The organism is Streptomyces amritsarensis (genome assembly GCF_001953875.1).
GTDB lineage: Bacteria > Actinomycetota > Actinomycetes > Streptomycetales > Streptomycetaceae > Streptomyces > Streptomyces amritsarensis.
The window spans coordinates 23,691-47,844 of the sequence record NZ_MQUR01000062.1; the positions used below are offsets into that span (position 1 = coordinate 23,691).

Sequence of the window (24,154 nt, forward strand, 5' to 3'; positions counted from 1 at the left end):
CCGAGCCGGCGGTCGAGCCGGCGGCCGGGCACCCGCGGCCGCCCCGCACACCCCGGGGCGGCCGCGGTCCCGCGTCAGCGTGCGACTTCGGCCAGGGCCTCCATGCGGCCCGTCAGGTACCGCTCCCGGCACAGGCTGCGCTGGACCTTGCCGGAGGAGGTGCGCGGGATCGCGCCCTTGTCCAGGGCCACGACCTTGTCGGGTGCGTGGCCGAGGTGCTCGCGCAGCCGCTTCATCACCCGGGCGGCCACCTCCTGGTGGTCCGCCACGCCCTTGGCGGACTCGAAGGCCACGATCATGCGCTCGGTGTCGGGCAGGGCGAAGGCCGCGCACACGGGCCGTACGCCCTCCACCTTGGCGGCCACGTGCTCGTAGTCCTCGGGGTACAGGTTGCGGCCCGAGACGATGATCATGTCCTTGATCCGGCCGCAGACGACCACGCCGCCGTCCTCGGTGAGGTAGCCGAGGTCGCCGGTGTGCAGCCGGCCGTCGCGCAGGACGGCCGCGGTCGCCTCCGGGTCCCGCCAGTAGCCCCGCATCAGGGAGGGGCTGCTCACGCAGATCTCGCCGACCTCCCGCTCGCCCCGCGGCGTGCCGTCCGCGTCCCTGATCTCGACGCGGACGCCGGGCACCGGCGGCCCGCAGACCGCCAGCGCGCGGGCGTCCGGGGCGTCGGCGGGCACCGGGCGGGCGACACCGCCCGCCTGCAGGCCGGCCCGGGAGACGTGGTCCCAGACCAGCGGCCGCGTCGCCTCCCCCATGGCGACGGCGAGCGTCGCCTCCGCCATCCCGTACATCGGGGTCATCGCCTGCGGCCTGAGCCCGTAGGCGGATCCGGCCTCGACGAACTGCTCCAGCGTGCCGGCGCGGATCGGCTCGGCCCCGTCCCCGCACACCTCCAGGTGCGACAGGTCCAGGTCGCGCGGACGCAGCCGCATGCCCTCGGCGGCGAGGCCGTAGGCGAAGTTGGGGGCCACCGTGCTGGTGGCCCTGAACCGCGACAGGGCGTCCACCCAGGAGTCGGGGCGGGCCAGGAAGTCCTCCGGCGGCTGCAGGACGAGCTTGATCCGGTAGGCCATGCCGGCGAGCACCGAGATCAGGCCCATGTCGTGGTAGAGCGGCAGCCAGCTCACGTGCACGCTGCGGTCCCGCTCCAGCCCCAGCCGCTCGCAGCACACGGCGGCGTTGGTGAGCATCTGCCGGTGGGTGAGCGCGACCGCGCGGGGCAGGCCGGTGGTGCCCGAGGTGAACTGGAGGTACGCGAGGTCGTCGGGCCGGGTCAGGACCGGCCCGCCGATCCCCTCGCGCTCCGCCGCCAGCTCACCGCAGGTCAGTACGGGCCGGTCACCGGTGATCCGGCCGGTCACGAAGTCCCCGAAGGCGTCGGCCACCACCACGCAGCGCGCGTCGACGTGGTCGAGCCGGCGGTTGACCTCGGCGACGAAGTCCGGCAGGTCCGACAGCCGGTGCGGCAGCGGCAGGATCACGGGTACGGCGCCCGCCCGCCAGGCGCCGAACAGGCTCAGCAGGAATCCCGGCGAGGTCGAGGAGACGATCGCGACGCGGTCGCCCCTGCCCACGCCCGCCCTGACCAGCCCTGCGGCCACCCGCCGTGCTCCGGCGGCGAGCAGTGCGTAGGGCAGCGGGCTCTGGTCGAGCTGCCGGCCCACGACGGTGATGCCGCGCGGGGTGGCGGCGGCGAGTTCCAGCGCCTCGGGCACGGTCACCGCGCCGAACATGTCCTCGGGACGCGGGTGGTCCATGGTCGTGTCGTCCCCGTTCATCCGGCGCTCCGCGCCAGCGTGTGCAGTTCGTCGGTGAAGCGGTCGGCCAGCGCCCGGACCGTCGTCTCCGTGTGCAGGTTTGTGCTGTAGGTCCACACCAGGCGCAGGGTTCCGTCCGAGGCCATCGCCATCAGGTCGAGGGTGCGGGTGCGGTGCCCGAGGTCGCTGCGGTGGTGCCCGAAGGAGTCCACGACCGGGCGGGCGTCGCCGGTGAAGTACTCGCTGACGTCGCCCCAGTAGTTGAAGCCGATCTCCGGGACGGGCACCCGGGCCATCCGGGCTCGTACCGCGGGGTCGGGGTGCAGGTGGCGCAGCAGGCCGTATCCGACGCCCTGGTGGGGCATCTCCCTGATCTGGTCGCGTACGTCGGCGAGCCCGCCCGGGCGCAGGACCAGCGGGGACAGCGTGGAGAAGCGGGCGACCGTACGGGAGACGTCCAGCGGGCCGAAGGCGGTCTGCCGGCCGTGCCCCTCGATCTCGACGACCAGTTCCGGCTGCCCGGTCCATGCGGTGACGGCCCGGGCCAGCGCGGTGAGCAGCACCTCGCGGATCTCGGCGCCCGTCGCGCGCGGCAGTCCGGTGACCACGGCGGCGGCACTCTCGCCGGTCACCTCGGTGAAGAGGCGGGCGGCGGAGGCCTGGGAGTTCGGGCCGAGGCGGTGGTCGACGGGCAGCGGCGGCGGTGCGAGGTCGGCGAGCCTGCTCCAGTAGGGCAGTTCCGCCTCGACCTGCTCGCTCGATGCGTGTGCGTGGAGTTGCGCGACGGCCTGCGGCAGCGGGGCCGTCTTGGGCGGCAGGACCGGGTCGTCACCCCGTTCGATCGCGAAGTAGGCGGTGCGCAGGTCCTCGTAGAAGATGCGGGAGGAGTAGTAGTCCATGACCAGCCAGTGCGCGCTGACCAGCAGCCGGGGCCTGCGGTGCGGGCCCAGGTCGAAGCGGGTGAGCCGGACGGTCGTGCCGGCGGCCAGGTCGAGGGCTCCGTTGCCGAGCGCGACGTGTCGGGCGATCTCCGCCTCGACGTCGGCGTCGGGGACGTCGCCGAGATCGACGTCCGTGACCAGGGAGGTGTCCGGTGTGCGCGCGGGGGGCAGTTCGGCGTACGGCCCGTGCTCGTCCGCGAGGAAGCGGGCGCGCAGTCCGTCGTGGTGGGCGAGCACGGCGGACAGCGCCCGGTGCAGCGCCCGGGGTTGCAGTGGCCGGTCCAGCTCGAAGACGGGCCACATGCCGTTCCAGTGGTCGGCGGCGGCGAAGTCCTGTGCGAAGAACCAGAGCTGGCTGGGCGACAGGCCGGACCGGCCGGTGATCTCCGACTGGTCCGCGGGGGCCGTGGGCCGGTCGGTGGCGCACGCGGCCTGTTCCGCGATGGTCGGGCGGGCGAAGAAGTCGGCGAGGGTGAGGTGGAGTCCTTGTTCGGCCGCCTTGGCCACGGCCCGTACGCCGAGGAGCGAATCGCCGCCGAGGGCGTAGAAGTTGTCGTGCCGACCGATCCGCTCCACCGGCAGTACGCACGCCCAGGCGCGGGCCAGCGCCTCCTCGACGCGGGTCGCGGGCGGCTCGTTCCCCGGGTTGAGGGCCTGCGGCACGGGCAGGGCGCGCCGGTCGAGTTTTCCGTTGGCGCCCGTCGGCAGCCGGTCCAGGGTCATGACGACGGCGGGGACCATGTACGCGGGCAGCTTGGCGGCGAGGTGCGTGCGCAGCTCGTCCTCGGCGAGGTCGGCCCCGCTCTCGGGGACGGCGTAGGCGATCAGCCGCTTGCCGTCCTGGGCGACGACGACGGCGCTGCGGACGCCGGGGTGTCCGCCGAGTACGGCCTCGATCTCGCCGAGCTCGATGCGGTGACCGCCGATCTTGACCTGGAAGTCGTCCCTGCCGAGGAGTTCGATGGTGCCGTCGGGCCGGTAGCGGCCCAGGTCGCCGGTCCGGTACAGGCGTTCGCCGGTGACCGGGTGGAGGAGGAACTGGGCGGCGGTGCGCTCGGGATCGCCCCAGTACCCCTGGGCGACGCCCAGGCCGCCGATGTGGAGGTCGCCGGTGACGTGGTCGGGCTTGTCGGTGAGGTCGGCGTCCAGGACGTGCCAGGTCTGGTTGCGCAGCGGGGTGCCGTACGGGATGCTCCGCCACTCGGGGTCGATGCCGTCGATCGGGTGCCAGATCGACCAGATCGACGCCTCCGTGGCGCCGCCCAGGCTGATCAGTTCGGGGCCTGGGCAGGAGACGGCCCGGACCCGCCCGGGCAGGCTCAGCGGGATCCAATCCCCGCTGAGCAGTGCCGTGCGCACCGTTCGCGGGAAGTCGGCGCCCTGGTGTTCGCAGTGTTCCACGAGCAGTTCGAGCAGCGCCGGGACGGTGTTCCACAGCGTCACGCGGTGCTGGTCCGCCAGGGCGGCCCAGCGGCCGGGGTCGCGGGCCTCGCCGGGCGCGGGCAGGACCAGTGCCCCGCCCGCTCCGAGCACCCCGAAGACGTCGTACACGGACAGGTCGAAGCTGAGCGAGGACAGTCCGAGGACGCGGTCCTCGCGGCCCACGGCCAAGCGGGTGCTGATGTCGTCGACCGTGTTCACCGCGGCGCGGTGGCTGATCATCACGCCCTTGGGCCGGCCCGTCGAGCCGGAGGTGAAGATGACGTAGGCGAGATCGTCGGGACCGGTGGCCGCGGCCGGGACCGGTCCGTCCGGCGCGTCCGGCGCCGGCTCGCGGTCCACGGTCAGGGCGGTGACTCCCTCGGGGACGTGGGCGCCCGGCTGGGTGACCGCGACGGTCACGCCGCCCGCCTCCAGGAGCCGGTCGACGCGGTCGCGCGGCAGGCCGGCGTCCACGGGCAGGTAGGCCGCTCCGGCGCGGAGGACGCCCAGTACGGCCGGGACCTGCTCCCACCCCTTGTGCATGAGGACGGCGACCAGGGTGTTGGGCGCCGCGCCCAGTGCGCGCAGCCGGTGGGCGATCGCGTCGGCGCGGCGGTCGAGTTCGCGGTAGGTGAGGGTGGTGTCGGCGCTGATCACGGCCGGCGCGTCGGGCTGTGCGGCGGCCTGCCGGCCGATCGCGGAGTGCAGGAGTTCGCCCGGCTGCGGTCCCGCTGTGTCGTTCACGGCGCGACGGACGGCGAGCTGCCGCTCCGGCGGGGTGACCGGTGCGGGCTCGTCCTGTTCCGCGATGCGCTCGACGAGGTCGGCGTAGGCGGTGAACATGTCGTCGAGGACGCCCTCGGGGAAGACCTCCTCGACGGCGTCCCAGCTGATCAGCAGGTCGCTGCCGCGGGCCACGACCTGGTTGTCCAGGTAGACCTGCGGGGTCTGCGAGACGGCGTACCCGGTCTCGAAGACCAGGCCTTCGAGGGCGCCGAGGCTGTCCTGCTCGCGCAGCAGGCTGGTGAAGACGACGGGCATGCGGGCCTGGGTGCCGTCGCCGCGGCGGGCGAGCTCGCGCTGCACCTCGACACCGCTGAAACGGGCGTGGGCCAGGTCCCGGCGCAGCTGTTCCTGGATCCGGTGCGCTGCCGTGGCCAGGTCGGGGGCGCCGGTGAGGTCGCATTCGAGGAGGACCGTGCTGGTGAAGTCGCCGATCAGCCGGTCGATGTCGGCGTGCCAGCGCGGCCGGTCGGCCAGGGTCAGGTTGAGGGTGAAGCGGGACGAGCGGCTCCAGGTGCGCAGCACCTGCGCGTACGCGGCGCACAGCAGCACGGAGGGGGTGACGCCCCGGGCGGTCGCGCGGTCCCGGATCTGCCGCCAGAGGCGGCCGGGCAGTCGCCGCTCGCGGCGTGTGAAGGCGGGGGCCTGGGTGTGGGCGACGGGCCGGACGGGCAGTTCGGGGGCCTGCGGCAGCGTGTCGACGCGGTCCAGCCAGTACGCGCGGGCCCGCTCGTGGCCGGGCTGCCTGCGGTACGCGGCGAGGCCGTCGAGGTAGTCGCGGAAGGTGGCCGCGGGGGCCGGGGCGAGGGAGTCCGGGTCGAGGATCAGGCGGATCCACTCGGCCAGCAGGACCTGGATGCTGCCCGCGTCGACGAAGAGCAGGTCGATACCGATGTGGAGGCGGAGCCGGGCTGCGTCGAGCCGGTGGGTGCGTATCTCGTACAGGGGCCAGGTGTGCGGGTCGAAGACCTGGGCGGCCATCTCCTCGCGGGTCTCTTCGAGACGACATCGGCCGTCGGCCTCCGGGAGCCCGCTGAGGTCGCGGTGGCGGAAGCGGTAGTACGGAACCTCCTGCGCCACCTGCTGGCGGCCGTCGGGCAGCAGCGTGGCGCGCAGCATGCCGTGGCGGCCGATCAGGGTGTTGAAGGCCTCCTCGACGCGTTCGTGGTCGGCGGCGAACAGGTCGACCTCGACGTAGAAGTGGGCGGAGCGCCCGCCGAGGTCGAAGCCCCGGCTGCCCAGCCAGTAGGCCTGCTGGACGTCGGTGAGTCCGAAGGGCTCGTGGTCGCGCTCGGGTGCCGGGACCAGCTGCGGGGCCGGACCCCCGTCCGTACCGTGGTTGAGCAGTGCCGCGGCGAGTGTCTCGAGCGTGCAGGGGCCGAAGAGGACCTCCAGGGGGAGGTCGGTCGCGCAGGCGGTGTCGATCGCGGACTTGAACCGTACGGCGTCCAGCGAGTCCAGGATCAGGGGCTCCTGCGGATCGACCGGGCGGTCGTAGTCGGTGTTGATCCCGGCCAGCAGGTCCCGGAGGCGGTTGAGGGCCTGGCCCCGGTCGGGAGCGGGCACAGCGGAAGGGTCGGACATCGGTTCCCCCGTATCAGCCGGCGGGTCAGGCCGGTTCAGAGTGCTGTTGCGAACGTGTCTGTGCGTCGGCGACCCGGCGCAGGTACCTGTAGATGCCGCCGTTTCGGGCGATCCAGGCGGTGAGCCGCGGGGAGAGGGCGCTGACCACGTCGGCGGCCTTCTCCATGACGGGAGCCACGGTGATCTCCACCCTGTCCTCCCGGATGCACCTCAGCACCGCGCGGGCGACCTCGTCGGGCCCGACCCTGCCGAGCAGCGGCGGGCGCCGGCCCGCCTGCCAGCCGGCGGAGATGCCCACGTCGGCGATCAGCGTCGGGTACACGGCCGACACCCCCACACCGGTCCCGCGCAGTTCCTCGCGCAGGGACCAGGTGAAGCCGACGAGACCGTGCTTGGCCGAGGAGTTGATCGTGGCGTACGGATAGGCCGTGCGCCCGCCCACGGAGCCGATGTTGACCACGTGCCCGCGCCGGGCTTGGAGCATGTCCGGCAGCACCAGCCTGGTCATGGCCTCGGCCCCGAACAGGTTCACCAGCAGGACCCTCCGGATGCTCTCGACCGAGGCGTCCTGGAAGCGGGTGATGTGCTCGATCCCGGCATTGTTGACCAGGATCGCGGCCGGTCCGAGTTCGCGGCGGACCGTTTCCACGATCCTGCGCTGCGCCTCTTCGTCGGAGACGTCGGCGGGCACCACCAGCGGCTCGGGGCCGAGGCGTCCCAACCTTTCCGCGGTGGCCCGCAGATCGTCCTCCGATCGGGCGACGAGTGCCGATCGGACTCCCGCCCGGGCCAGTTCCGCAGCGATGTGCGGGCCGACACCGCGCGACGCCCCGGTGACGATTGCCACTGCGTTCTTCACTTCGCGCACGGAGATGGTCCTTTGCCGAGAGGGACGGATTTTCAGGGTGCCGGCTGCAGGGCGGCACGCCTGCCGGAGAACACCTGGATCAGGGCCGCCACCGCGCACAGCAGGGCCCCTGTCAGGGCCACCGCGGCGATGCCGGCGTGGTCGAGCACCGCGCCCCCGACGACCCCGGACAGGCCGATGCCCAGGTACAGGGCGGACGCGTTGAGCGCGAGCAGGAGGCCGCCGGCGTCCGGGGACAGTTCGAGCAGCCTGCGCTGGACGGGCGGGTTGAAGCCCCAGCTCGACACGCCCCACAGGAACAGCAGCACCGCCGCCACCGCGGTGCTGTGCACCGCGGACAGCGCGGACAGGGCCACCACGCTGCCGGAGACGGCCACCAGCAGCGGCGTGCGGTGGCCGAACCGGTCGGCCGCGAAGCCGCCGGCCGCGTTGCCGACGGCACCGCCGATCCCGTAGCCGAAGAGCAGCAGGCTCAGCCCCGTGCCGTGCGCGCCGACGGTCTCGGCCAGCACCGGGGCCGCGTACGTGTACACGGTGAACACCCCGAGGCTGGCCGCGAGGGTGATCCCGAGGACGGTGACGACCCGGCTGTCGGCGGCGACCGCGACCCGTCGGCGCAGTGTCACCCGCGGGGGTGCGGCGACCGGGGGCACGGCCACCGCGACGGCCGCGGCGGACAGCGCGCAGAGGCCCGCGACGAGCCAGAAGACGCCCCGGTGTCCGAGGGGGCCGACGAGCAGCGTCCCGGCCGGCACTCCGACGATGGTCGCGGTCACCAGCCCCCCGAAGACCCAGGCGGCCGCACGCGCCCGGCGCTGCGGGCCGCTCAGCTCGGCGGCGACCGCGGTGGCGGCCGGCGTGAACACCGCGGCGCCCACGGCCGTGACGATCCGGGCGGCGGTCAGGACGGCGAAATCCGATGCCAGCGCGGCGAGCGCGTTGCCCGCCGCGGCCACCAGCAGGGCGGTGATGATCAGCGGTCGGCGGCGCCACCCGCCGAGGGCCACGGCCAGCAGCGGCGAGCCGATCGCGTAGGCCACGGCGAAGGACGTGGTCAGCAGTCCCGCCGTGGACAGTGAGACGGACAGCTCCTCGCTCAGCTGGGGCAGCACACCGGTGACGACGTAGCCGCTCGTCCCCACTGCGAACGCTCCGAGCGCGAGCGCGAAGATCTTGCGTAACACGAAACGAACCCCCTGCCCCCCGGCTGGTCGGTGCCGAACGTGATCATGGCACGGGTCGCGAAGGCCGCGCGAACCGGAGTCACCACCACACTCCCACAACAGAAGTTGCAGGCCAACGGAGGTTTTACGCCATGATCACCCTGCCGGACGCGGACATGCGCGAGCCGCCCGCCGCGGGAAGTCCCCTCGCTGCGGGCGGGTCACGTGCCCGGCGGCGGAGCCGGGTTCACTCCCCGTCGGAGGCCGGCGGATTCGCAGTTGTCACGCCCAGGCGGCGCGCCTTCTCGATGTCCGCGGCGGAGGGCTTGACGCGGGTGAACTCGTCATGGCCGAGGAAGGTCGACTTCCACTGGTCGGCGGGGGCCGTGCCGTAGCTCAGCAGCCACTGGGTCACGATGCGCTCCTGGCCGCCGCCGACGTACTGGCCGCTCCAGGTGGCGACGGAGTGGGCGTTGCGGTGGGCGTTGCGGTAGGCGACGGTCCATCCGACGGCGGTCCCGGTGCCGTCGGCGGGCGCGCTGTCGTAGCGGCCGGTCATGACGTACCGCTTCTCGGCGTTGCCGACCGCGGACTCGTAGGTGCCGACGAAACCGCCGTCCGCGGCCCGCGTCACGACCATGGTCGAGCCGAGCTGGTTGTACCAGGTGCCCAGGATGCCGGGGCGGGACTCCGTCCCGGCGCCGGTGTCCGCGGCTGCCGCGGACACGGTCCCCCGGGTGTCCGCGGAAGCGCTCGCGGATACGGTGACGAAGGTCAAGGACAGGGCGCACAGTGCGACTGAGGCTTGGCGTACACGCGTCACGAGATGATTCCCCCTGTGAGGGCCCGCGGGGCCCGTCGGTCGCCCGGGACGGTGGAAGGTCACGGGCTCTTCCGGGGAAAATCGTAGGGTTGTGACCGGCGGTAGGCCGGGTTCGTCCCCGCGGATTGTCGGACTTCATACGCAGACTCGGCGCGATGTGTTCGCCCGCCGGCCTCCGGGCGGTTGCGGAGGCCGGCGGTCCGTCGAGGTCAGCGGTCGCGGACGGCGACGATGCCGTTGAAGACTCCGACGTACGCGGTGCCGTCGGGGCCGAGCGTGATGGGGGCCCAGTTGTTGTCGTAGAGCGGGCCGGTGCCGGTCAGCTGCCGCCAGCGCCGCTCACCGGTGCGGAAGTCCACGGCCGTCAGGTACCAGCCGTCGATCCCCCAGGCGTTGGGCTCCTTCTCGTAGAAGTAGAGCAGCCCGTTCGCGGTGGAGAGCTTCGGTACCACGGACGGCGCGCGCACGGCGCTCTCCCACACCGTGTCGCAGCCGCTGCCGTCGGCGCGGACGTCGATACGGGCCACCCCGCCCACGACGGACCTGCCCAGCAGCACACTGGTGGGGTTCTCGTAGCCGTAGTTGTTCTCGACGACGATGCTGTTGCCCCAGGTGATCAGGGAGTTGTCGGTGGTCGAGGCGCCGGAGCCGAAGACGGGCACCTTGCAGACCAGCCGCCGGTCCGCGGGGACGTCCGCGCCCCGCCGGTGGACCAGGACGTTCATCCGGTCGTCGGCGTTGTCGGTGATGGCGACGTATCCGTCGCCGAAGAGGTCCGGTGTCGTGCCCGAACCCTGGTTGACGGAGCCGGGCTTGGCGGCGGTCCCGCGGTCGTAGGTCTGGCGCCACTGCACCACGGGCGTACCGTCGGGGGCGGCCCGGAAGCTGTACAGCGCGTGGTCGGAGACGATGGAGACGCCGTCCTCGGCGACCGAGAAGGAGTTCTGGATCTCCTCGCCCGCCAGCCGCACGGAGCGGATCTGCCCGGTGGCCGGATCCACGGTGCCGACCCGGCCCTGGCGGGTCACCCACCAGATGCGTCCCTCCCAGTCGGGCATGACGGAGGTGACGGGGTCGCAGCCGCCGGTGGGCCGCAGATTGGTCCAGGTCACGCAGTCGTGCGGAACGTGGCCGGTGAGGTCCCAGTCGTCGTCGACGGTGAACTTCCAGCTGCCGTCGGGGTTCTGGGAGTGCGCGAGGCGCAGCACGTGCTGGCGGGAGTCGGCGAGGACGGCGCGGTCCTGGTCGTCCAGGTAGAAGTAGGCGCCGCCCGAGGTGTCCTTGAAGATCTTCGCGAAGTCGAGCGAGGTGATCGCCTCGACGGTGGAGGAGCGCTGCGGGAGCTGGTACTCGGCGAGCGTGGCCAGCGTACGCGGCTCCAGGAGCTTGACCTTGAAGCCCGAGAAGGTGCCGCACACCGTGACGAGGCGGCCGCCCGCGTCGAAGGTGGCGGTGGCGCACTCGCCGCCGAGCGCCGCGATCTTCTCGCTGGTCACCTGGAGGTTCTTGCCGAGCGGCCCCGCCCAGGGCGAGGTCGCGCTGCCGGCCGCGTCGGAGTGCATGCCGTTGCGGCCGTTGGGCGCGAGGTACGGGTGCTGCGGCGGGGCCTGGCCCGGCAGCGGCGCGGCGGTCGCGGGGGCGCCCTCGTAGTGGGCGATCAGCCGGTGGCCCGGCGCCTTGGGTATCTCCTCGGACTGGGCCGGGGAGCCGCCGTGGAGCACCGTGAAGGCGGCCACGGCGGGCACTACGGCGCAGTTCAGCGCTCTTCGGAACATCCGGACTTCCTCCGTGTCGCAACCGTTGTGTTGACATTGCGTCTGACATCGCGCCGCGGCCAGACGCTAGGTCGCGGTGCCGGAGGAGTCCATGCATGCGCCGGATGATTCACGAAGGCGCAACAGTCGATCAGGGATTGAGGCTGGAGACCGCGTTCGCGGTGGCCGTCAGGCCGCTGTGGATGGTCGCGGCCATGCTGCTGCTCGCGAGGTAGAAGCCCAGGAGCACGCAGACGAGTGCGTGCGAGAACTTCAGCCCGCCGCTGCGCAGGAAGATCCAGGCGAGGATGAGGAGAAGGACGACCACGGAGAGGGAAAGCACCATCGAGACCTCCTGAGTCACCGTCATGGTGGCGCAGGGCGGGGTGCTCACGGGCGAAGGACGTGTCCGCCGTACGGGTGTTGACGGTCCGTGACGGGCGGTCGGTCCTTGACGATCTCGTTCCAGTGGGCGGTGCGCCCGCACCAGCGCTCCAGCAGCACCGGGTCGTGCCCCACCGCGAGCAGCCCGGCCCCCGTCTCGGCGCGGTAGTCCTCCACGACCGCGACCAGGGCGGCCGTGGTGGAGGCGTCGAGCATCGCGGTCATCTCGTCGCAGACCAGCCAGCGCGGGCACAGCACCAGGGCCCGGGCCAGGCAGGCCCGTTGCAGCTGTCCGTCGCTGACCTCGTGGGGCCGGCGGGCGAGCAGATCAGCGCCGAGCCCCACACGCTGCGCCAACTCGGCCACCCGCGCCGCCGCTTCGCTGCGCCGGCCGGTCGCGCGCAGGGGTTCCGCGACGAGGTCGCGCAGCCGCAGGCGCGGGTCTGCGGCCAGCCGCGGCTGCTGGAAGACGACGCCGACCGCGGTGCGCAGGGAGCGCGGGGCCCGGTGGGAGAAGCCGGTCACGGCGTGGCCGTCGAGGGTGACGGTCCCCCGGTCGGGCCGGTGCAGCAGGGCGGCGACGCGGGCCAGGGTGGACTTGCCGCAGCCGCTCGGCCCGAGCAGGCCGAGGGACTCCCCCGGGCGCAGGCTCAGGTGCGCGCCGCGAACCGCTGGGGTGCGGCGGTCGTAGCCGGCGGTGATGTCCTTGAGCTCAAGCATGGTGGCAGGCCACTCCTTCGGTGAGCGCGGGCCGCCGGGTGCGGCAGAGCGGGTCGGCGGCCGCGCAGCGGGCGGCGAAGGCGCAGCCCGGGGGGAGGGCGCCGAGCTCCGGCGGGGCCCCGGGCACGGGGATGAAGGCGCGTTCGGGGAGGGCGTCGAGGAGGCCCCGGGCGTAGGGGTGGCGGGGGCCGGGGCTGCCGAAGAAGGCCCCGGCCGGGGCGATTTCGACGATCCGGCCCGCGTACATGACCGCGACGGTGTCGGCGATCCGCTCGGCCGCGGCCAGGTCGTGCGTGATCAGCAGCAGCGCCCGGCCGTCGGCTCGGGTGTGGGCGCGCAGCTCGTCGGCGGTGCGCAGGACGAGGTCGCGGTCGAGGCCGGTGGTCGGCTCGTCGGCCAGCAGCAGCGGGGCGTCGCCCACCAGGGCGAGGGCGGTGGCCGCGCGCTGGGCGAGGCCGCCGGAGAGCTCGTGGGGGTGGCGGTCGAGGTGGGAGGCGGGGAAGGCGGCGCGGCCGGCGGCCGCCTCCGCCGCCGCGCGCAGGGCGGCGAGCCGGTGCCGGCGTCCGCGGCGGGCGGGCCGGTCGGATCCGCCGGAGGCGGGAGGCGGGCCGGCCTGCGTGGTGTGGCCGGCGTCTGCGGTGCCGGCCAGTTCACGCACGGTCTCCTCCAGCTGGGAGCGGACGGTGCGGACCGGGGTGAGGTGGGCGGCGGGGCTCTGCGGGACCAGTCCGACCCGCCGGCCGCGCACGGTACGGGCGAGGGTGCGCTCGTCGGCGGCGAGCAGGTCGAGGCCGTCGGCCAGCAGGGCCGATCCGGCGGTCTCGGCGTTGGCCGGGAGCAGGCCGAGGAGGGCGGAGGCGAGCACGGACTTGCCGCAGCCGCTCTCCCCGACGAGGGCGAGGCTCTCGCCGGGGGCCAGGGCGAAGGCGGCTTCGGTGACGGCCTCCACATACCGGCCGGCGGCCATGCGGAAGCGGACGGAGAGGCCTTCGACACGCAGGACGGGCTCGACCCCGCCGGGGCGGGAAGCGTCGGCTCCGGCGGCGGCTGGGACGTGGGGCGAGGGGGTCACAGGGTCAGCTCCGAGCGGCGGCGCGGGTTGAGGCGGTCGCGCCAGGCGCCCGCGAGGCCGGCGATGGCCAGGGTCGGGACGATCAGGAGGAGGCCGGGGAAGAGGGTCGGCCACCAGTGCCCGGCGAGCAGCGAGCCGCGCGCGCCCTGCACGAGGTTGCCCAGGCTCGCCTGGTGGGCCGGGAGCCCCAGGCCCAGGAAGGACAGGGCGGACTCGTGCCACATCGCGTGCGGGATCATCAGTACGGCGGCGAGGCCGGCCTGCGGCAGGATGCCGGGCACCAGGTGCCGTACGGCGACCCGCCACCGCGAGGCCCCGCCGGAGACGGCCGCGTCCACGTAGGGCCGGCCGCGCAGCGACAGCACCTCCGCCCGGACGATCCGGGCCGTCGAGAGCCAGTGCGTGACCGCGACCGAGGCCACGACGGGCCACAGCCCCGGCCGGAACACGGCCACGACGAAGATGCCCAGGAGCAGGTGCGGGATGGCGGAGAGGGTGTCCACGACCCGCATCGCGATCCGGTCGGCCCAGCCGCCGAGCGCGCCCGCGGCGGCGCCCACCGCCGTGCCGATGACGGTGGCGACCAGTGCGGCCACCAGGCCGACGAGCAGGGACACCCGCAGTCCGTGGACGCACCGCAGCAGCAGGTCGCGTCCCACGTCGTCGGTGCCGAAGGGGTGGGCCCACGAGGGGGGTTGCAGCTTCGCCGCCAGGTCCACCGCCTGCTGGTCCAGTTGCGCCAGCGGGGGCACGACCAGGACGGCCAGCACGACCACCGCCATGACGGCGGCGCAGGCGCGGACCCGCAGGGTGCGCGTGGAGCGCCGGGCGCCGCCCCGGGTGCGCCAGACCTGCTCAGCCATCGAAGCCCACCCTCGGGTCGGCCAGCCCGTACAGCAGGTCGGACAGCAGGTTCCCGGCGAGTACCGCCCCGGTGGCCAGCACGGTCAGTGCCGCCAGCAGTGGGAAGTCGACCGAGGTGGCCGCCTGCACGGTCGCCGCGGCGACGCCCGGCCAGCTGAAGACGGTCTCCACGAGCAGGGCGCCGGTGATGAGTTCGGGTACCCGGGAGCCGATCAGTGTCAGCATCGGCAGCATGCCGGAGCGCAGGGCGTGGCCGAGCAGGACCCTGCGTTCGGCCAGGCCGCGCGCGCGGGCGCCGCGTACGGGGTCTTCCGCGAGGGCGTCGGCCACGCCCTGGCGGACGTACAGGAAGAACCAGGGCAGTTGGGAGACGCCCAGCACCAGTGCGGGCAGCACGAGGTGGGAGGCGACCTGCGCGAAGGTGACCGTGTCGCTGCCCGCGTCGGTGAGGCCGCCCGAGGGCAGCGCGCCGAGCCGTACGGAGAAGAACCAGATGGCGAGCAGCGCCAGCCAGAAGGCCGGCGCGGCCTCCAGGGTGTAGGCGAGCGCGGACACGGTGCGGTCAAGCGGGCCGCCCGTCCGGCGTGCGGCCAGCACCCCGAGCACGGTGCCCGCGAGGACGGCCGCGGTGAAGGCGCAGGCCGCGAGCAGCGCCGACCAGCCCACCCGCTCCGCGATGACGTCGGCGACGGGCTGGCGCATGACGGCGGAGGTGCCGAGGTCGCCGGTCAGCGCCGAGGTCAGCCAGTCCCACCAGCGTGCGACCAGGGGCCGGTCGACGCCGAGGTTGATCCGCAGCTGGTCGAGTTCGGCCTGCGAGGCGGTGAGGCCGGCGGTGCCGGCGTAGGCCTTGACCGGGTCGAAGGGGGACAGCGCGGCGAGGGCGAAGACGCCGAAGGTGACGGCGAGCAGGACGGGGGCGGCGGACAGGGTCCGCCGCCCCGCCATGCGGGCCATCGGCCTCCAGGGGAGGCGGACGGAGCGGGTGGTCACTGCGCGCGGCTCACTTCTGCTTGGGCTTCCAGGTCTCGACGTTCCACCAGGGGCCCGCGCCCAGGCCGTGGTCGTGCGGCTCCACCTGTGTGCCGAGTCCGTCCCACTTGTCGTTCACGACGTAGAGGTGGTCGATGTGGGTGAGGAAGACATAGCCGGGGTTGTCGGCGAGGCGGCGCTGCACCGTGTCGTAGGCGGCCTTGCGGACGGCCGGGTCGGCGCTGCGGCGCCCTTCGGCGAGGGCCGCGTCCACGGCGGGATCGTCGTACCAGGCCATGTTGTTGAAGCCGTCTCCGCCGTGCGAGGAGGTCAGCAGCAGGTACTGGTCGAAGTCGGGGTCGGCCGGTGAGCCGCCGCCCGCGAGGACGGCCTCGGTCTTCATCCGGGGTTCGATGACCTCCCAGGTGCCGGCCTCGGTCCTGACCTCGATGCCGGCCTTCTTGGCGTCGGAGGCGAAGGCGAGGGCGTGGTCCTGGCGGATCTTGTCGCCGGAGGTGTACCAGAGCGGGAAGGAGGCGCGGACCCCGTCCTTGGTGCGGATACCGTCCGCGCCGGCCTTCCAGCCGGCGTCGTCGAGGATCCTGCGGGCCCGGTCGAGGTCGTGGCGGCGCTCGGTGCCGGCCGCGAACCACGGGCTGTCGGTCGGCACCGGCCCGAAGGCGGGCTTGCCCGCGCCGTCGAGCAGCTTGTCGACCATGGCCGTCCGGTCCACGGCGATGTCCAGTGCCCGGCGGACGGCGAGGTCGCCGGTGACCTCGTGGTGCGTCGGGAGGGTCACGGTGCGGTAGTCGAAGGTCTTGGCGGCGTAGGTGCGCCGCGCGGTGTCCTTCGCGAAGCCCTCGGCCAGGTTGGGCGGCAGGATGGCGCCGTCCAGCTCGCCGGAGCGCAGCCGGGTGGCGCGTACGTCGTCGTCCTTGATCACGGCCATCGTGAACTTCTTGACGGCGGGCTCGCCGCCCCAGTGGTGGGGGTTGGCCTTGAAGCTGAGCTTCTCGCCCTTGGACCAGCCGGTGAGCACGTAGGGGCCGGTGCCGACGGGGTGTGTGGTGAAGTCGCCGCTGTTGACGTCCTGCTTGCCCGCGATGTGCTCCGGGGCGATGGGCAGCACGGTCCGCTCGGCGAAGGGCGCGTAGGGGTACTTCAGGGTGAAGACGACGGTGTCCTCGCCCTTCGCCTCGACGGTCTCGATCGCGTCCAGCTCGGTCTTGGAGGGGTTGTTCGTCCCCGCGGCGAGGATCGTCCGGTAGGTGAAGACGACGTCCTTGGCGGAGAAGGGCGCCCCGTCGCTGAACTTCACGCCCCGGCGAAGGGTGAAGGAGTAGGTGCGCCCGTCGGCGGACACCTCCGGGAGGGCCTGGGCCAGGGCGGGCTTCAGCTTCATGTCCGCGTCGCGCGTCAGCAGCCCGTCGAAGATCTTGGAGTTGCCGTCCTTGCCGTAGCCGAGCAGCGGGCTGAGGCTGTCCGGCTCGGTGGCTGCGGCGACCACGACCGAGTCCGCGCCGGCGGCGCCGCCGGCCCCGCCCGCGGGGGCGGAGCAGGCCGCCACGCCCGTGATGAGTGCGCCGGCCAGTGCCACCCTGGCCGCTCCCCGTACTGTCCGGGCCGTCATGCTCTGCACATCCCTGTTCACGTTCATCCGTTATTGCAAAGAGCTGGCAATAATGCCAGATGTGATCAGAAGTCGACGACTCGGGTCACATCCTCGGTCGGTAGCGCACAGGTCTTGTCGCTCCCCCGCCTTCCGTGCCATATATGTCTAGACCTTTACGGAAGCCGAGGAAGGCCCCCCGTGCGACGCAGCGCCCCCACGCTCGCCCTCTTCCTGACCCTGACCGGCCTGACCGGCCTCACCGCCTGCACCGCGCCCGACACCGTGCCGCCGTCCGCCCCCACCGGACTCACCGCCCAGGCCGGCAGCGCCACCTCCGTGCACGTCATGTGGAACGCGGCCGCGGCCCGGGACGGGGTGACGCACTATCAGGTGTTCGAGGGCGATCGACCGGTGCGGGAACTCCCGGCCGAGAAGACCATGGTGGACATCACCGGCCTCACCCCGCAGACCGCCTACTCCTTCACGGTGCGGGCCCGGGACTCCGCCGGGAACCTGTCCCCGGCCGCTCCGGCCGCGCGCGTCACCACCCCGGCGGCCAAGGCCGAGGACCGCACCCCGCCCTCCGCGCCGGCCACCACCACCGGCGGCGCGACGGGCCCCCGGTCCGCCCGGGTGTCGTGGACCCCCTCGGCGGACGACACGGGCGTCACCGCCTACGACGTCTACCAGGGCGGCGTACGCATCCACACCGCCGGCCCCGGCGACAGCACGACCACGCTGACCGGCCTGCGACCCGACACCGTCTACACCTTCACCGTCCGGGCCCGCGACGGCGCCGACAACTCCTCCCCCGACGGCCCGGCCGTGGACGTGAGCACACCCCCCGCCTCCGGTGACGGACCGGGCACCGCCCCCGCCGATCTCACCGCGACGGCCTCACCGGGCGCCGTCACCCTCACCTGGACCGCCCCCGACACCGGCCGCCCGACCGCCGAGTACGAGCTGTACGTCAACGGACGGCCCACCACCGTCATCCAGTTCGGTGCGGGCGCGGTGCCCGCGGGCCGGGTGGAGCACCGCCTCACCGTGGCCGAGCCCGTCGGCACCGAGTGGGCCGTGAAAGTGCGGGCCAGGCTCCCCGACGGCAACTGGGGCGCCTTCTCCGCGGAGCGGCGGATCACGCTCGTCGCCTGATCCGGGGAACCGGATCCGGCATTGACGGCACGGTGGGATAAGAAGATCGCGCACAATACTCCCGTGTTCGGTGAGTACTCGGTCAATGACAATCAGCCAGATTCCACGGACGGCGTCCCCGAGCCGGGGGCCGGGACACCACCGGGGAATCTACCGCCGGAGCCCGCGAGCTTCATCGGCCGGCAGCGCGAACTGCACCTGCTCGGGCGGCTGTTGCGCGAACGAAGACTGATCACCTTGACCGGCGTGGGAGGCGTCGGCAAGTCCCGGCTCGCCCTGCGCGCCGTCACCGACGCCTGCCGGACCCGCCGCGACGGCGTCTGGTGGGTGGAGCTGTCACCGCTGCGCGATCCCGCCCTGCTGACGGCGACGGTCGCGCACGCCGTCGGACTCGCCGACCACTCCCCGCGCCCGCTCGACGAGGAGCTGTGCGCCTGGATGGCCGACCGGGAGCTGCTGCTCGTCCTGGACACCTGCGAGCACCTGGTCCCCGACTGCCGGCACCTTGCGGGCGAACTCCTGCAGTCCGCACCCGGGTTGACCATCCTCATCACCTCCCGGGAACCGCTGCGCAGCGCGATCGAGGCGGTCGTCGAGGTCCGCCCGCTGCCCTGCGAGGGCCCCGACAGCGACGCCCTCGCCCTCTTCCGCGCCCGTGCCCTCGCCGCGACCCCGCGCGCCGCGGCCGTCTTCGCCGACCCGGAGCGGACCGCGCTGGCCGCCGAGGTGTGCCGGCGCCTGGACGGGATCCCGCTCGCCCTGGAACTCGCCGGCGCCCGGCTGCGGTTGTGGACCGTCGAGCAGATGGCCGAGCGGATCGGTGAGCGCTTCGAGATGCTCTCGGACGTCCGCGTCCCGCGGCCGCCCCGGCACCGGACGATGCGGACCACGATCGGCTGGAGCCACGAGCTGTGCGAGCCGCTGGAACGGCTGTTGTGGGCCCGGCTCTCGGTGTTCACCGGTGACTTCGACATCGCCGCGGCCCGCGCCGTGTGCGCGGGCGGGCCGCTGCCCGCCGCCCGGGTGGAACGCGTACTGTCCGGCCTCGCCGCCAAGTCCGTGGTCCTGCGGACCGAGGAGCGCGGCGCCGGCGCCCGCTACCGGCTGCTGGACACGATCCGCGAGTACGGGCACGACTGGCTGGGCGAGCTCGGCGAGACGCACCTGGTCACCGATCGGCACGCCCACTGGTACGCGGCGCTCTCGCACGCCGCCGACCGCGGCTGGATGGGCCCCGGGCAGGTGGACTGGTACCGCAGGATCACCGCCGAGCACGCGCAGTTGCGCACCGCCCTGGAGCACCTGCTCACCGCCGACCCGACGGCCGCGCTGGAGATGGCCGGCGCCCTGTGGTTCTACTGGTTCGCGTGCGGGCACGTGCACGAGGGACGGGCCTTCCTCGAACGGGCCTTGGCGGTCGCCCCGCGCGCGGAACTCGCGTACAACCAGGCCCTGTGGTCCCTCGGGCTCACGATGGTGCTCCAGGGCGACATGGACGAAGCCCGGCGCGTCGGCGAGCAGTGCGCACGGGACGCCGCCCATCTGGCCGACCCCGAACGGGAACTGCGCGCCGCCTACCTGCACGCGGCGTCCGTGCTGATGCCCGGCGATCCGCTGCGGGCCCTGGAGCTGGCCGGGCCGCGGGCGCGGGCCGCCCACGGCGGGCGGACCACCGGACCGGGCTGGCTGCTGTGCAAGCTGTCCACCAGCTACTCCCTGTGCGCCCTGGGGCGTTTCGAGGAAGCGACCGAGGAGGCGCGGTCCCTGCGGGAGGTGTGTGCGGAGCTGGGCGAGCGCTGGATGCGGGCGTACGCGGACTACATCCTGGCGGTGGCCGCGCTGAGCATGGGCGACCACGGGGAGGCCGCACGCCACGTCCGGGCCATGCTCTCCGGGAAGCGGCTGCTCGGCGACCGGCTGGGCATCGCGCTGGGCCTGGACCTGCTGGCCGCGGCGGTGGCCGGGCTGGGCGACGGCGAGCTCGCGGCTCGCCTGCTGGGCACCGGGCACGCGTGGTGGCGGACCGTGGGCCGGCCGCAGATGGGCTCGCCCTCACTGAAGGCCGTACGGGACCAGGGGGAACGGCAGGCGCGGGCGGCCATCGGGGACGCGGCCTTCGAGGCGGCGTTCCGCGGCGGGGCGGCGGCGCCCACGGGCTGAACCCAGCCCGCGGACGGCCCGCTGCACCACCGCACCGGGGCTCCCGTCAGTACGGGAGGGGTCTGCCCGACGGTGTGCGCAGGTCCAGGTCTCGGGGGGCGGGCTTGGGGACGGGCTTTCGGATCAGCTGCTGGCGCATGCTGCCTCCTCGCTCAGACCAGGGCCGGGCGGCGGGGTTCGACCGCACGGCTGTCGGGGAGCAGTTCACCGGTGTCGTCGAAGATCACGACTCCGTTGCAGAGCAGGCTCCATCCCTGTTCGGGATGGGGAGCCACGATGCGGGCGGCGTCGTGGTCGGCGCTGTCGGCGGCTGGGCAGGGGGGCTGGTGGGAGCACATGGCGCACCTCCTCGCGATGTGGGGCGGGAGGGCCGGTGGTCACCCGGTCGAATCCGCGATCCACGGTGGCGGCGAGTATTACTGATCGCCACCCCCGGACGGAACCCATGTTCGCCGTCCAGTTCACGGTGTGTATGCCCGATTACCATGCGCTCATGCCCGTTTTCCGGATCATTCACCGTACGCCCGCGCCCGTCGCCGAGGCGTGGTCGAGGCTCACGGACTGGCAGCGCCACGGGGCGCAGGTCCCCCTCACGCGGACGATCATCGAGACCGCGCCCCCGACACGCGCAGGAACGATCTTCACGGCCCGTACGGGTGTGGGCAGGATCACATTCGACGACCGGATGGAGGTCGTCGTCTGGCGGCCGCCCGCGGCGGACTCGGCGGGGCTCGTCCGGCTGGAGAAGCGCGGCCGGGCGGTGACGGGCTGGGCGGAGATCGAGATCCGTCCCCTCGCCGAGGGCGGTGCGGAGATCCACTGGCGCGAGGAAGTGCGCCTGCGCGGGCTCCCCCGCGCCCTGGACCCGGTGGTGGCGGCCGCCGGGCGCCTCCTCTTCGGCCGCGCGATCGCCCGGCTGCTGGCCCGCTGATCGCGCGGGCTACTGTGCCGTGATCACCGCGCCGGTGATGACGGCACAGTAGGAGGAGACGATCCGTGGCCAGTCCGCCACCGCCGCAGCAGCAGGGGCCCGGCCCGTACGGCGGCCCCGTGTTCACGGGCCCGCAGCAGCCGTACGGCGCGTACGCCGCCCACCCGCAGCCGGGGCGCTACGGCTGCAGCGTGTGCGGGGCCTGGCCGGCCGCGCCCGCCACCGTACGGGGCCACCAGGGCCTGATCGTGCTGGCGCGGTTCCTGAGCCGCCGGGGCCCGTTCTGCCGGGACTGCGGGCTCGCCACCTACCGCGGCATGTCGGCGGACACCCTGTGGCAGGGCTGGTGGAGCCCGCTGTCCCTCTTCATCACCCCGGTGACCCTGCTGATGAACCTCGGCCCGCGGGCCGCCTTCCGCAGGCTCGCTCCGCCGTCCGGCGGCCACCGTCCGGCGCTCGACCCGGGCCGGCCGCTGTGGCGCCGCCCCCCGGCCCTGCTCTTCCTCATGCCGGTGCTGCTCGTCGCGCTGGCGGTCCAGGCGCTCCTCGTGATCGGCGTGGTGGTCGACGGCCCGCCGCAGCTGCACGTGGGGCAGTGCGTGCGCAACGAGGGCACCTGGGTCGAGCAGGACCTCGAGGTCGTCTCCTGCGACTCGTCCCGCGCCGCGTACAGGGTCACGGCCCTGCTGGACGCCCCCGGTGCGCACTGCGCCCCGCTGGACTACGTCGCCGACCCGAAGTACGGTCCGGACGAGTTCACCAGCGCCTGCCTGACGCCGCTGCGCTGAGGCGCCGCAGGAGGGGGTGCGGGGCCGGCGCCGCACCCCGTCCGCCGAGGCAGCGCCTAGTGCTGTGACCGGCGAGGTTCACCGGGTCGCGACGCCCGGCACAGCACCTCGCCGCGTTGTCGGACCGCGCACGTACGTCCAGTAGGAGCCGCGGCCCTCCGCCTTGCGATGCACCGCACCGGACGCCGCGCCCCGGCAAACCGCTCCGGCCACAGCACTAGCGGATCGGCATGCCGGAGATCGTGCGCGCGATCACCAGCCGCTGGATCTCGCTGGTGCCCTCGAAGATCGTGTAGATCGCGCTGTCCCGGTGCATCCGCTCGACCGGGTACTCGCGGGTGTAGCCGTTGCCGCCGAGGATCTGCACGGCCTGGGCGGTGACCTTCTTGGAGACCTCGCTCGCGAAGAGCTTGGACATCGAGCCCTCGGCCGATTCGAACGGCCGGCCCGCGACCGCCATCCACGAGGCCCGCCACACCAGCAGCCGGGCGGCGTCGATCTGCGTGCGCATGTCGGCGAGCTGGAAGGCCACTCCCTGGTTGTCGATGATCGGGCGGCCGAACTGCGTGCGGGTCTTCGCGTAGTCGAGGGCGACCTCGTACGCGGCGCGCGCAGTGCCCACCGCCATCGCGCCGACGGCCGGCCGGGAGGCCTCGAAGGTGGCCATGGCCGCGTTCTTGACCCGCTCGCCCCCGCCGCTGCGGGCACGCTCGCGGGCGCGGGCGAGGCGCTCGTCCAGCTTCTCCTTGCCGCCGAGCAGGCAGTTTCCGGGGATCCGCACGTCCTCCAGGACCACCTCGGCGGTGTGGGAGGCGCGGATTCCGTGCTTCTTGAACTTCTGGCCCTGGGACAGCCCGGGCGTGCCCGGCGGCACGATGAAGGACGCGTGCCCCTTGGTGCCGAGCTCCGGGTCGACGACGGCCACGACGATGTGGACGTTGGCGATACCGCCGTTGGTGGCCCATGTCTTGGTGCCGTTGAGGACCCATTCGTCCTTGGCCTGGTCGTAGACCGCGCGGGTGCGCATCGAGCCGACGTCCGAGCCGGCGTCGGGCTCGGAGGAGCAGAAGGCGGCGACCTTCACGTCGTCGGGAGTGCCGTACATCTGGGGGATCCAGGTGCCGATCTGCTCCTCGGTGCCGTTGGCCACGACGCCGATCGCCGCGAGCCCGGTGCCGACGATGGACAGCGCGATGCCGGCGTCGCCCCAGAAGAGCTCCTCCATGGCCATCGGGATGCCGAGTCCGGTCGGGTCGAAGAACTGCTGGGCGTAGAAGTCCAGCGAGTAGATGCCGACCTTGGCGGCCTCCTGGATGACGGGCCAGGGAGTCTCTTCCCGCTCGTCCCATTCCGCGGCGGCGGGGCGCATCACGTCGGCCGCGAAGCCGTGGATCCAGTCCCGCACCTGCTTCTGGTCGTCGTTCAGCTCCATGGTGAACTCCGCCATGTTCCCTCCACCTGTCCGCACTCGTCGCTCCGGAGGTTACTTGCGGTAACCTACGTGAGGGCCACAGTCTGTTACCGGCGAGTAAGCACTGTCAAGCACGAGCGATGTCCCCGCCGGCCCTCCGTCCGGGTCCGCCGATTCGATCGCCGGGGTGCCACGGGTGTTACGTTGCGTGTGCGTCAGGCACATCGCAAGGGCGGGGAGAGAACACGTCATGGAGACCACGCAGCAGACGGGCGAACCGGGAGCGGCCGAACGCCGCCGGCGGGAGCTCCTCGAAGCCGCCGACCGGGTCGTGCTCAGGGACGGCCCCAAGGCCTCCATGAACGCCATCGCGGCCGAGGCCGGCATCACCAAGCCCATCCTCTACCGGCACTTCGGGGACAAGGCGGGCCTCTACCAGGCCCTCGCCGTCCGGCACACCGATGCCCTCCTCGACTCGCTGCGGGCCGCGCTCGACGCCCCCGCCGAGCGCCGCCGGCGGGTGGAGGCGACCCTCGACACCTACCTGGCCGCCATCGAGGCCCGCCCGCAGGTGTACCGCTTCCTGATGCACCCCGCGGAGGACTCCCACACCGCCGAACGGGGCTTCGACGTCGGCCTGCACTCGGCGCCGCTGCTGCGCAGGCTCGGCGAGGAACTGGCCCAGGTGATCAGCGAGCGGGTGGACCTCGGCCCCGGCGGGGAGCAGCTGGCCCGGGTCTGGGGCCACGGCATCGTCGGCATGATGCACGCGGCCGGCGACTGGTGGCTGGGCGAACGCCCCTGCGACCGCGCGGATCTGGTCACCGGCCTCACCGACCTCCTCTGGGGCCGCCTCGCCACCGCCGGCAACCGCCAGGACGGCCCGGGCTTCTGACCCCTCCACCCCCGCCGGGGCCAGCTCCAGCCCCGCCGGTCACCTTCAGCCCCGCCGGGGCCAACTCCAGCCCCGCCGGCGTTTGAGGC

The 24,154-nt window shown here is 73.4% G+C and carries 19 protein-coding genes; 5 read left to right on the forward strand and 14 right to left on the reverse strand.

Annotated features, from left to right (window positions below):
* Window positions 1-74 precede the first annotated feature (74 nt).
* The 12 genes from AVW11_RS23830 to AVW11_RS23885 form a co-directional block, all read right to left on the reverse strand.
* A complete protein-coding gene (locus tag AVW11_RS23830) occupies window positions 75-1,784 on the reverse strand; it encodes an AMP-binding protein (protein ID WP_060179320.1) in 1,710 nt (569 codons plus the stop codon).
* On the reverse strand, window positions 1,781-6,475 hold the full coding sequence (locus AVW11_RS23835) for a non-ribosomal peptide synthetase (protein WP_158076162.1): 4,695 nt from the start codon (window positions 6,473-6,475) through the stop codon (window positions 1,781-1,783). The genes AVW11_RS23830 and AVW11_RS23835 overlap by 4 nt, the downstream gene beginning before the upstream one ends.
* Before the next feature lie 43 nt (window positions 6,476-6,518).
* On the reverse strand, window positions 6,519-7,361 hold the full coding sequence (locus AVW11_RS23840) for an SDR family NAD(P)-dependent oxidoreductase (protein ID WP_076045814.1): 843 nt from the start codon (window positions 7,359-7,361) through the stop codon (window positions 6,519-6,521).
* A 32-nt stretch (window positions 7,362-7,393) separates the two neighbouring features.
* A complete protein-coding gene (locus tag AVW11_RS23845) occupies window positions 7,394-8,545 on the reverse strand; it encodes an MFS transporter (RefSeq protein ID WP_060179323.1) in 1,152 nt (383 codons plus the stop codon).
* Window positions 8,546-8,771: 226 nt separating this feature from the next.
* Entirely contained in the window at window positions 8,772-9,410 is a 639-nt protein-coding gene (locus AVW11_RS23850; RefSeq protein ID WP_420856394.1) for a streptavidin, read from the reverse strand.
* Window positions 9,411-9,556: 146 nt separating this feature from the next.
* Window positions 9,557-11,122: a hypothetical protein gene (locus tag AVW11_RS23855; protein ID WP_060179325.1), complete on the reverse strand. Its 1,566-nt coding sequence runs from the start codon at window positions 11,120-11,122 to the stop codon at window positions 9,557-9,559.
* Between the two features lie 130 nt (window positions 11,123-11,252).
* Window positions 11,253-11,447 (reverse strand): hypothetical protein, encoded by a 195-nt coding sequence (locus tag AVW11_RS23860; RefSeq protein WP_060179390.1) that lies wholly within the window; start codon window positions 11,445-11,447, stop codon window positions 11,253-11,255.
* A gap of 44 nt (window positions 11,448-11,491) precedes the next feature.
* A complete protein-coding gene (locus tag AVW11_RS23865; RefSeq protein WP_076045818.1) occupies window positions 11,492-12,205 on the reverse strand; it encodes an ABC transporter ATP-binding protein in 714 nt (237 codons plus the stop codon).
* A complete protein-coding gene (locus AVW11_RS23870; protein WP_420856395.1) occupies window positions 12,198-13,277 on the reverse strand; it encodes an oligopeptide/dipeptide ABC transporter ATP-binding protein in 1,080 nt (359 codons plus the stop codon). Before AVW11_RS23870 ends, AVW11_RS23865 begins: the two co-directional genes overlap by 8 nt.
* Window positions 13,274-14,140, reverse strand: coding sequence for an ABC transporter permease (locus AVW11_RS23875; protein ID WP_076045820.1), 867 nt, complete (start codon window positions 14,138-14,140; stop codon window positions 13,274-13,276). Before AVW11_RS23875 ends, AVW11_RS23870 begins: the two co-directional genes overlap by 4 nt.
* Window positions 14,133-15,098: an ABC transporter permease gene (locus AVW11_RS23880; RefSeq protein ID WP_060179328.1), complete on the reverse strand. Its 966-nt coding sequence runs from the start codon at window positions 15,096-15,098 to the stop codon at window positions 14,133-14,135. Before AVW11_RS23880 ends, AVW11_RS23875 begins: the two co-directional genes overlap by 8 nt.
* Window positions 15,099-15,144: 46 nt before the next feature.
* A complete protein-coding gene (locus AVW11_RS23885; RefSeq protein ID WP_076045822.1) occupies window positions 15,145-16,743 on the reverse strand; it encodes an ABC transporter substrate-binding protein in 1,599 nt (532 codons plus the stop codon).
* Window positions 16,744-16,923: 180 nt separating this feature from the next.
* Between AVW11_RS23885 and AVW11_RS23890 the strand changes: the two genes are divergently transcribed.
* Both AVW11_RS23890 and AVW11_RS23895 read left to right on the forward strand, forming a co-directional pair.
* Window positions 16,924-17,880, forward strand: a complete 957-nt coding sequence (locus AVW11_RS23890; RefSeq protein WP_076045824.1) for a fibronectin type III domain-containing protein — start codon at window positions 16,924-16,926, stop codon at window positions 17,878-17,880.
* 63 nt (window positions 17,881-17,943) lie between these two features.
* Window positions 17,944-20,040, forward strand: coding sequence for an ATP-binding protein (locus AVW11_RS23895; RefSeq protein ID WP_078093761.1), 2,097 nt, complete (start codon window positions 17,944-17,946; stop codon window positions 20,038-20,040).
* Between the two features lie 152 nt (window positions 20,041-20,192).
* Here the strand turns inward: AVW11_RS23895 and AVW11_RS23900 are convergent, their stop codons facing one another.
* The gene (locus AVW11_RS23900; RefSeq protein WP_030852887.1) at window positions 20,193-20,378 is read right to left on the reverse strand and encodes a DUF5999 family protein; all 186 of its coding nucleotides are present in this window, start codon (window positions 20,376-20,378) and stop codon (window positions 20,193-20,195) included.
* Between the two features lie 155 nt (window positions 20,379-20,533).
* Between AVW11_RS23900 and AVW11_RS23905 the strand changes: the two genes are divergently transcribed.
* Window positions 20,534-20,971, forward strand: a complete 438-nt coding sequence (locus AVW11_RS23905; protein ID WP_060179394.1) for an SRPBCC family protein — start codon at window positions 20,534-20,536, stop codon at window positions 20,969-20,971.
* A gap of 65 nt (window positions 20,972-21,036) precedes the next feature.
* Entirely contained in the window at window positions 21,037-21,759 is a 723-nt protein-coding gene (locus AVW11_RS23910) for an LppU/SCO3897 family protein (RefSeq protein WP_107423322.1), read from the forward strand.
* 217 nt (window positions 21,760-21,976) lie between these two features.
* Here the strand turns inward: AVW11_RS23910 and AVW11_RS23915 are convergent, their stop codons facing one another.
* A complete protein-coding gene (locus AVW11_RS23915) occupies window positions 21,977-23,206 on the reverse strand; it encodes an acyl-CoA dehydrogenase family protein (protein WP_030841882.1) in 1,230 nt (409 codons plus the stop codon).
* Between the two features lie 214 nt (window positions 23,207-23,420).
* On the opposite strand from AVW11_RS23915, the gene AVW11_RS23920 reads away from it, so the two are divergent.
* Window positions 23,421-24,065 (forward strand): TetR/AcrR family transcriptional regulator, encoded by a 645-nt coding sequence (locus tag AVW11_RS23920; RefSeq protein WP_030841885.1) that lies wholly within the window; start codon window positions 23,421-23,423, stop codon window positions 24,063-24,065.
* The last annotated feature ends 89 nt before the right edge of the window (window positions 24,066-24,154 follow it).

Bases quoted from the DNA above. Each gene is read 5' to 3' on its own strand.
- AVW11_RS23830 (WP_060179320.1), bottom strand. From the start codon at position 1,784: ATGAACGGGGACGACACGACCATGGACCACCCGCGTCCCGAGGACATG.
- AVW11_RS23855 (WP_060179325.1), bottom strand. From the start codon at position 11,122: ATGTTCCGAAGAGCGCTGAACTGCGCCGTAGTGCCCGCCGTGGCCGCC.
- AVW11_RS23860 (WP_060179390.1), bottom strand. From the start codon at position 11,447: ATGGTGCTTTCCCTCTCCGTGGTCGTCCTTCTCCTCATCCTCGCCTGG.
- AVW11_RS23865 (WP_076045818.1), bottom strand. From the start codon at position 12,205: ATGCTTGAGCTCAAGGACATCACCGCCGGCTACGACCGCCGCACCCCA.
- AVW11_RS23875 (WP_076045820.1), bottom strand. From the start codon at position 14,140: ATGGCTGAGCAGGTCTGGCGCACCCGGGGCGGCGCCCGGCGCTCCACG.
- AVW11_RS23880 (WP_060179328.1), bottom strand. From the start codon at position 15,098: ATGGCCCGCATGGCGGGGCGGCGGACCCTGTCCGCCGCCCCCGTCCTG.
- AVW11_RS23885 (WP_076045822.1), bottom strand. From the start codon at position 16,743: ATGACGGCCCGGACAGTACGGGGAGCGGCCAGGGTGGCACTGGCCGGC.
- AVW11_RS23900 (WP_030852887.1), bottom strand. From the start codon at position 20,378: ATGTGCTCCCACCAGCCCCCCTGCCCAGCCGCCGACAGCGCCGACCAC.
- AVW11_RS23905 (WP_060179394.1), top strand. From the start codon at position 20,534: ATGCCCGTTTTCCGGATCATTCACCGTACGCCCGCGCCCGTCGCCGAG.
- AVW11_RS23915 (WP_030841882.1), bottom strand. From the start codon at position 23,206: ATGGCGGAGTTCACCATGGAGCTGAACGACGACCAGAAGCAGGTGCGG.
- AVW11_RS23920 (WP_030841885.1), top strand. From the start codon at position 23,421: ATGGAGACCACGCAGCAGACGGGCGAACCGGGAGCGGCCGAACGCCGC.